Source organism: Herbidospora mongoliensis (genome assembly GCF_001570545.1).
Taxonomy (GTDB): Bacteria; Actinomycetota; Actinomycetes; order Streptosporangiales; family Streptosporangiaceae; genus Herbidospora; species Herbidospora mongoliensis.
The window spans coordinates 84,627-92,930 of record NZ_BBXD01000030.1; the positions used below are offsets into that span (position 1 = coordinate 84,627).

An 8,304-nucleotide genomic window follows, 5' to 3' on the forward strand; every position below is an offset into this window, starting at 1 on the left:
GCTACACGGCGGCCGGCGCTGACACCCCTTCCGGCTCCTGGCTTTCGTGGAGGCCGTGGCGGGAGTAGAAGCGCCGCAAGGGCGCGGGCGCCCACCAGTTCGCCTCCCCGAGAAGGCGCATCGTGGCCGGGACCAGCAGCGCGCGGACGATGGTCGCGTCCACCAGAACGGCGATGAGCATCGCCACGCCGATCAGCTTGATGAACGTGATCCCGGAGATGGAGAACAGCCCGATCACGACCAGGATGAGCAGCGCGGCGCTGGTGATGACCCGGCCGCTGCGCTGCAGCCCGACCGCGACCGCTGTGGTGTTGTCGCCGGTGCGGTCGTACTCCTCACGGATCCGGGACATGAGGAAGACCTCGTAGTCCATCGACAGCCCGAAGACGACGGCGAGCACCAAGATTGGCTGGGTCGCTTCCAGGGTGCCGGTGGAGGTGAAGTTCAGCAGGCCGGACAGATGGCCGTCCTGGAAGATCAGGACCAGGGCGCCGAACGAGGCGCCGAGGGACAGGATGTTCATCACGATCGCCTTGATCGGCAGCACGACCGAGCCGAAGGCGAGGAACAGCAGGATGAACGTCGCGCCGATGATGATCAGCGCCATCCAGGGCAGCAGGTCGCCGACGGATTTCAGCTGGTCGTCCAGCCGCGCGGTCAGACCGCTCACCAGCACCTCGCCACCCGGCGGCGCGGGCACGGCCCGGATCCGGTCCACCAGACTCCGCGCCTCGGCCGAGATGGGGTCGTCCAGATAGAAGGTCGTGAGCCGGGCCACGTCGCCGGACACCCCGGTGATCTCGGCTCCGGTCACGCCCTCGACGTCGCGGACCGCGGTGACGTAACGCTCCAGATCGGCCTGGTCGGAGAAGGTCACGATCGCCTCGATCGGCAACTGACTGTTCTGGACGAAGTCGCGGTCGACGGCTTCGGAGACCACCCGGCTCTCGGTGCCCGCCGGGAGCACCCGGGGGTCGATGCCGCCGAACTCCACGCGCAGGAACGGCGCACCGGCCAGGAGCAGGATCGCCAGCACCCCGACCGTGTAGACGATCGGCCGGCGCATGATGCTGTGCGCGAGGCGGTACCAGAACCCGTGATCCTGGGGTGGCTTCTGGCGACGTACCGAGAGTGCCTCCACACGGGGGCCGAGGATGCCGAGCAGGGCCGGCAGCACGGTCAGCGCCGCCACCATGGCCACCACGACGGCCGACAGACCGCCCAGCCCCATCGAACGCAGGAAGGTCATCGGGAAGATCAGCAGCCCGGCCAGTGAGACCGCGACGGTGACGCCGGAGATCGCCACGGTACGACCGGCGGTGGCCATCGTGCGGGCGACCGCGTCCTCGACGCCGAGCCCCCGGGCGAGTTCCTCCCGGAACCGGCCGACCATGAAAAGGCCGTAGTCGATGGCCAGGCCCAGCCCGAGGATCGTCACCACGTTGATCGAGAAGACCGAGACGTCGGTCAGGTAGCTCATCCCGCGCAGCGCGGTGAACGCCCCGAGAATGGCCAGGCCGCCGATCGCGAGCGAAAGACTGGCCGCGGCCACGCTGCCGAAGACGAGCACCAGGAGCACGAGCAGCACCGGGATGGAGATCGTCTCGGCGAAGGCGATGTCGGCCGCGACCCGGTCGCGGATGTCGCGGTTGACCACGGTGATGCCGCCGACCTGGGTCTGCAGGCCGGGCGCGGCGAGATCGTCCTTGATCTTCTCCAGCGATTCGCCGCGCTCGGTCTCGTCGTCACCGGCCAGGGTCAGCACCGCGTAGGTGGCGTGCCGGTCCTGGCTGACCAGAGCCGGGCTGTCAGTGCTCCAGAAGCTGGCGGTCCCGGTCACCACGTCGGCGGGGAGCGCTTCGAGCGTGCCGGTGACGGCCTGGCGGAACGCCGGGTCGTCGACCGTCATGTCGCGACCGGTGTAGAGCACGACCACGTCGTTGCCGGTCCGGCCCAGCGCCGCCTCGGCGCGCTCGACCGCACGGGAACTCTCACTGGCCGGGTCGTTGAATCCCTCGCTCGTCAGCGAACCGAAGACCTGCGTACCCCAGAGCCCGCCGAACGCCATGAAAGCCAGCGCCAGGCCGACCACCCACCACCGGCGGCGGACCATCGTCCGCCCTAATCGTTCGAACATCGCGTCCCCTTTCTTCCGGTGTCAATGTAGATCCGGGTCAGTTGACGGCCACTGGACGAGCGAAGTCACTCGTCATAAAGTGCCCCGACCTAGCCTCCGAATATGCGATCAACGAAGAGCGAAGCCGCCAAGAAATGGGACCTGCGGGTCCACCTGCTGTTCTACGTCGTGTCCAACGTGGCCCAAATCATCACGTGGTGGATCTACACCCCGGAGCAATTCTTCTGGCCCATGTGGTCACTGGTCTTCTGGGGAATCGGAGTGGCCTTCCACGTCTGGGCGGTCTATTCCCCGCCCCGATCGAAAGCCGTCCGCTGAGCCGGCCGCGCCTCACATTCCGGCGTCCGGGCCCGTGCGGTGGCCCGGACGTCCTCATCGAGCGCTTTACAAAGGCGTGCAGAGGTTCACATTCTTCGTTAGGTCTGTGGTGGGAGCCTGACGGGTTCAGGAGCCCAGCGTTCACCGCACTTCTGGGAAGTGGGCGCGTTCGGTCGTGTTCCGGCGGATGACCAGCCACGAGATCCAGCCGACGCCGATGATGAAACCGAAGCTGATGATCCGGTAGAGCACGACGGCCGTGATCGCGGTGGTGGTGTCGGTGCCACCGGCCAGCAGGCCGAGGACCAGGGCGTTGTCGATGACGCCCAGTCCGGCCGGGATGAGGCTGATGGTGGCGGCGGCCATGCCGGCGCAGAACGCGAGCAGCAGTTCGGTGACGCCGACGCTGCCTCCGAACGCCAGCACGCACGCGCCCAGGCAGACCGCGTCCAGCAGCCAGTTCAGGACGGCGTAGGCCACTGCCGCCGCCGCGTGCGTGGGGGTGAGGCGGGCCAGGCGCAGTTGGTCGACGAACCCGCGTATCCCGTCCAGGCCCTGAGTGGCGGGGCGATGACGCAGCCGGTTGATCCGGGCGAGTGTGGCGCGGGTGGCCGGCTCCAGCGCCTCGGGGCGCCGGGTGACCTGGCGGATCCCCAGGAGGAGGAGCAGGGTGGCCACACCGAGGCCCGCGACGGTGTGCCATTGGGGGGCGCCGTTGGCGGCCAGCCCGCCGGCGGCGGTGAGGATGGCCAGCGCGGTGGCCGACAGGATGGCCGACAGGGCGATGCACCAGGAGGCGATGGCGGGGGTCGCGCCGAAGCGGCGCATCTGCTGGTAGTTGAGCTGGGTGGAGAACGCCGGGCCTCCCGGGAGGGTGACGCTGAGGGAGTGGGCGGCATAGGCCAGGGCGAGGTGCCGGCGGATCGGCGCCTTCACCCCGGCCGAGCGCAGCAGGCGGCGCTGCATCTGGGCGTAGGCGCTCATCGCGGCCACCTCCGCGGCCACCGCGACGGTGAGCCAGCGAAGGTCGGGGGTTTGGAGTTGTGCCAGGGCCGCTGTCAGAGACGGCCAGGCCAGGGTCAGTTCCACGGCGAACAGGGCCAGCAGCGCCGCCACAGCCGAGCCCCGCACCCAGGCGCGTCGTGAGTGAACGCGGGTCCTCGTGTAGCCGACGGTTTGGACAACGGGACTGCTCATCTCGTACGGGCGTGCAGGGCCGCGTCTATGGACTCCGCGACCCGGGTGAGCGCTGCCGCGCTGCCGGGCAGCGCGGCGACCAGGGGGAAGAAGGCGTGCATCTGGCCGCCGGCGCGCTGGAGCTGGACGGGCACGCCCGCCTGGCGCAACCGTTCGGCGTAGGCCTCGCCCTCCTCACTCAGCACGTCGTGCTCGGGGAGCACGAAGACGGCGGGCGGCAACCCCGACAGGTCGGCGACCCGCAGGGGAGAGGCGTCCGGGTCAGCCCGCTGGGCCGGATCGGGCACGTAGTGGTCCCAGAACCAGACCATCGCGTGCCGATCGAGCAGCAGCTGGTTGGCCGGGTCGTGGTAGGAGGCCCTGTCCAGGTCGCAGTCGGTGGCCGGGTAGATGAGCACCTGCAGGTCGATGGCCGGGCCGCCCTCGTCCCTGGCACGCCGGGCCACGACGGCCGACAGATTGCCGCCCGCACTGTCGCCCGCCACGACGATCGGCTGTCCGGGCAGCGCGGCGGCGGCCCAGCACAGGGCGGCGTAGGCGTCGCGGGGCGCGGCCGGGAAGCGGTGTTCGGGGGCCAGCCGGTAGCCCACCAGGACGACGGTGCAGTTCGTGCGCTCGGCCAGATGCCTGCCCACGGCCTCGACGTCGTCGATGCCGCCGACGGTCCAGCCGCCGCCGTGGAAGTACACGATCACGCCGTGCGGGGCCGGCGTCGGGGTCAGGAGGCGGGCCGGGAACCAGGCGCCGTCCTCCGATTCGACGGTGACATCCTCGACGCGGGTCATGGGCGGGCCCTGGCCGGCGATGCTGTGCAACTGCGCGTACATGGTGCGGGCCGCTGCCAGGGACAGCTCGTGCAGGGGGCTGACGCCCGTCTCGCCCAGTTGCTTCAAGAATTGGGCCGTGGCTTCGTCCAGAGCCATGAGTTCCACCTCGCGGAGAAGGGGGGTCTTTGGCGCCAATGTAAATCCCGGGCAATTGACGACCACTGGACGACCCGATTCACTCGAAATCAAGTGCCTCGACCTAGCCTCTGAGAATTGAGATCGGCGAAGAGTTGAAGCGCCAAGGAAATCGCCGATGGATTTCAGCCGCAGGCTTCGTCGACGAAGGGCCTCACCATGACCATCAGCCACACCGCATATGCGACGGTGGACGCGCCCACCCCGGACATCGACCTGGAAAGCTGGCTCTTCGGCCTTTCCGACGACGAATATCGGGCCTGTGCACGAGGCCACCACGGTGCGGGCACCTTCATCGACGAAAAAGGCCGCGGCATGGTCAACACCGAGTCGGTGGGCGGGAATCTCATCATCCAGCACTACCGGGTCGTGCGGGCGGAGAAGTCGTTCGTCGAAATGTACTCGGCCGCGAGCCGCATCTATCTGTTCCATCTCATCCCGGTGATCGGCGCGGTGCGATGGACGCTCACGACCACGCCGACCTCGGCGACGTCGTCCACGTTCGCCTGCTCCGTCGAGGTGATCCTGCCTCCCGTGCTGGCGGTCCTGGCACGCACGATCGTGCTGGGCCTGTTCATCCGCCGGCACTGCGAAGAGGAGACCGTCCTGTTCGCCGCAGACATCATGCGCAAGCTCCGCAAGTTACAGGCGTCCGCCTGATCCGCCGCCGGTCCGGCGGCACCCGTCACCGCGGCGATTACGCCGACCACCGCTTCGCCGTGGAAGCCGACCTGACGGAATTTCCCCAGCACCTTGAAACCCTGTGGCCGTTCTTCGAGTCCTCCTGAACGATCGGGAGAATCACGGCGAGCCGTGGTCGGAGTCAGGGCCGTAGAGACGGTAGAACTCGGCGAGCAGGCCGCTGGATTCCAGGACCTGGTCGCTGAGCGCGACGTTGTGCCCCGGCCGGAAGGGGTGCCGTGGCTCCGCGAGTGCGGCGGCGCCCATCAGGAGCCCGGCCATGACAAGGTCGGACTGGCGGTTCGGGATGCTCTCGGCGTGATGGAAGTTGACCGGATAGCCGTCGGCCAGCAGGTCGACGGCGATTCCCCGCGGCAGAGAAAACCGCCTGCCCCGCACCCCGAGATCCTCGATCCCGATGGCCGCGGCGGCCAGGGCGTCCACATCGAACTCGATCGTCCGGCTGGTGACACTCGCCAGCACGCAGTCGCGGCGCAACGCGTCGAACTCGGGCCGGCCCATGCTGGTGCGTCCGGTGCCGCCGATGATGAGCCACGGCCGGTGTTCGCCGAGCAGCCGGGACAGGTCCCGGCCGGTGTGGTGGCCGTTCTCGTGGGCGCTGACCAGGCGCAGCAGATCGCGGTCATGGCAGGCGACGCGCATCCGGCGCTGCTGCAACAGCCGCGCGATCTCCGACCCGATCTGGCCGTAACCGATGACGAGCGCGGGACGCCCTTCCCATTTCTCACCCGGCATCAGCCGCAGCAGGTTCGCGACGGCCGCCTCGGCGATCCAGTAGGACTCGATCGTGCCCTTCAGCCGTGACTGCGCGACCGACAGGATCGGCACCGGGATCCGGTCGCCGTACTTCTCCAGCCGGTAGATCCCCGACATCGTCTGCTCGACCAGGCCGTCGTAGCTCTCGACCAGGTCGGGCCGCTCGTCCAGCAGCGCGGGAAGCACGTAGCCGCCGTCGTCGACCGCGATCGTCCGCCCGCAGCCGTGTGCCTTCGACCGGTGCGCATGCGACTCGGCGGCCGCCACGATCTGCCCGGCGGGGAACACGGTCACCCCGAGCCGGCGCAGGTGCGCGGTGACGCGGTGCCGCAGCCGGTAGGCATAGCCCTTGTCGATGACCGTGAGCGTCTCGGCCCGCGCGCCCAGCGCCAGCGCCGTCTCGACCTGGACGACCAGGTCGCTCATGAAATGTCCCATGACCATCAGCGCGGTGTCCTCGAACACCTTCTCCGGCAGGACCTCCGGCAGCCCCGACAGCAGCGGCAACTCCTCTGCCAGCCGTGCCAGCTCCCGGCGGGTGAAGGCCACCTCCTCCAGAGCTCCGGCGAGCCGCTCACGACGCCCGGCAGTCATGGCCGGTCCCGGCTCGATGACGACCCCCAGCAGCAGGGTTGCCGCCGGAAACCTCCGCGGCACCGCCGGACGCCCCGCCGACACCCGGACGACCGTCCCGTCGCCGCCGCTCAGGACCCATTCCCCGGGCCCTGCCCGACGGACGCCACGCGAACGATCCACACCCGCCACCGCCGCGACCCTGTCCAGCAGGCCCTCGACGATCTCAGCGACGTCATCATCGGCACAGACCACGGGAAAGCCCGCCAGATGCGACCGGACCATGTCCGGCGCCGAACCATCCCATTCCATGGACGGCCACGCTAACCCAGCGATCTCCAAGGGAGGCCAGGTCATCACCATCGGCAGTAGACGACATCCTCTGCTCCACGGATCCGCCCACGCTCAGCCGCGATGTGGGCCTCCGACTGAAGGATCCCCGTGTGAGCCTCGCCCACCTGGCCCCGGTACGAGCCGTGACCGAACCCACCCGAGATGAGAATCTCGGCGCCTTCGCACCCGGGCAGGGCCGTGCCGCCAGCCAGCACGGCCTGATTCCGCCATCATCGCCATCCGTGGTATCCCGCCGCAGAACGCACTCATCGACGGGCCTGGCGGGAGCGTTCGGCGCGCTCCTGCCTGGTGCCGACACGCTGATCGCATGCAGCTGCTGCCGCAGTCCGTAAGTGTCTCCGTCTTCGTTCCGCGTCTCAGTCTCAGCGCGATGAAGTGCCCAGCTGACGATGGCCGCCCAGCCCTTACGCGAACAGACGGCGCCGATGGAGACCTTCACGCTGGTGGAGATGGTGCGGATGGATTCCCCGAACTCCTCACCCATAGCGGCAAGCCAGACCGATAGAGCAGTCGTGGCACACCGCGGCGGCCTCTGGCGCGCGACGAATCGCTGCCAACGCCAGGGGCCCACATGTCGTGCGGGCCCTTGTTGGTCCTCCGCCGCAGCGGGGCCGGCCCCGGCCGGTGGCAGTGATGCGGCGTTCCCGCTGGTCACGGCACCGCTCGAAGACTGCCGCACCTGACATCAAAAATCTGTACTCGCTGGAGTAGACATTCGCGGGCGTCGGAGCTAATGTTTCTCACATCGCAAGGACGGATCGACCGGGTGGCGGAAGTACGAGCATCACGAGGAACCGCCCGGAGCAACACGAAGTGGATTGACGGCAGAAGGTCGGACGTGACGGGCCACGCAGTAGTAAGGGGCCCGGCCGTGGACGCGCTGCCAGAGGTGAAGTCGCAGTAGTCGTTATGGCAGAAGGTCGGACGACAGGGGCCGGTGCAGTGCTGGGGGCCCTGGTCGTGGACGCGCTGCCGCAGGTGAAGTTGCAGTAGCAGTCAGGCAGAAGGTCGGACGTGAGGGGCCAGTGCGGTGCTGGGGGTCCTGATCGTGGACGCGCTGCCGCAGGTGAAGTCAGACAGAAGTCAGACAGTAGGTCGCGGAGATAGAGACGAAGGGAGTGTTGAACGCCATCAGGATCGCCCGTTGCAGGCTGTGTCTCGCCGCTCGGGTACCGCGGTTCCACAGATAGGCAGGTGGTCTCCGGTCACGCATTTGCGATCCCCGCATCTCCGCCGCACAGCAGGGCGGACGCGGAAAACAGAGAACCGGCCGATGGCCGGTAGATGGTGTTGAACTCTTCGGGG

Annotated in this window: 6 protein-coding genes; 2 read left to right on the top strand and 4 right to left on the bottom strand. The window is 68.6% G+C overall.

Translation table 11 applies throughout. The features are described from left to right. Nucleotide 1: 1 nt before the first annotated feature. Nucleotides 2-2,137 (bottom strand): MMPL family transporter, encoded by a 2,136-nt coding sequence (locus AW272_RS38915; protein ID WP_066375972.1) that lies wholly within the window; start codon nucleotides 2,135-2,137, stop codon nucleotides 2-4. Between the two features lie 102 nt (nucleotides 2,138-2,239). Between AW272_RS38915 and AW272_RS38920 the strand changes: the two genes are divergently transcribed. Further along, nucleotides 2,240-2,455: a 2TM domain-containing protein gene (locus AW272_RS38920; protein ID WP_066375973.1), complete on the top strand. Its 216-nt coding sequence runs from the start codon at nucleotides 2,240-2,242 to the stop codon at nucleotides 2,453-2,455. A 141-nt stretch (nucleotides 2,456-2,596) separates the two neighbouring features. On the opposite strand, the gene AW272_RS38925 is transcribed toward AW272_RS38920, so the two are convergent. Both AW272_RS38925 and AW272_RS38930 read right to left on the bottom strand, forming a co-directional pair. After that, nucleotides 2,597-3,652, bottom strand: a complete 1,056-nt coding sequence (locus AW272_RS38925; protein WP_083959145.1) for a lysylphosphatidylglycerol synthase transmembrane domain-containing protein — start codon at nucleotides 3,650-3,652, stop codon at nucleotides 2,597-2,599. Continuing rightward, on the bottom strand, nucleotides 3,649-4,575 hold the full coding sequence (locus tag AW272_RS38930) for an alpha/beta hydrolase (RefSeq protein ID WP_066375977.1): 927 nt from the start codon (nucleotides 4,573-4,575) through the stop codon (nucleotides 3,649-3,651). The genes AW272_RS38925 and AW272_RS38930 overlap by 4 nt, the downstream gene beginning before the upstream one ends. Before the next feature lie 198 nt (nucleotides 4,576-4,773). Here AW272_RS38930 and AW272_RS38935 point away from each other — a divergent pair, with 198 nt between their 5' ends. After that, complete coding sequence (locus tag AW272_RS38935) at nucleotides 4,774-5,274, top strand: hypothetical protein (protein ID WP_066375981.1); 501 nt, start codon at nucleotides 4,774-4,776, stop codon at nucleotides 5,272-5,274. 141 nt (nucleotides 5,275-5,415) lie between these two features. Here AW272_RS38935 and AW272_RS38940 read toward each other — a convergent pair whose 3' ends face one another. Then, nucleotides 5,416-6,957 (bottom strand): Rossmann-fold NAD(P)-binding domain-containing protein, encoded by a 1,542-nt coding sequence (locus AW272_RS38940; RefSeq protein ID WP_066375984.1) that lies wholly within the window; start codon nucleotides 6,955-6,957, stop codon nucleotides 5,416-5,418. Between the last annotated feature and the right edge of the window lie 1,347 nt (nucleotides 6,958-8,304).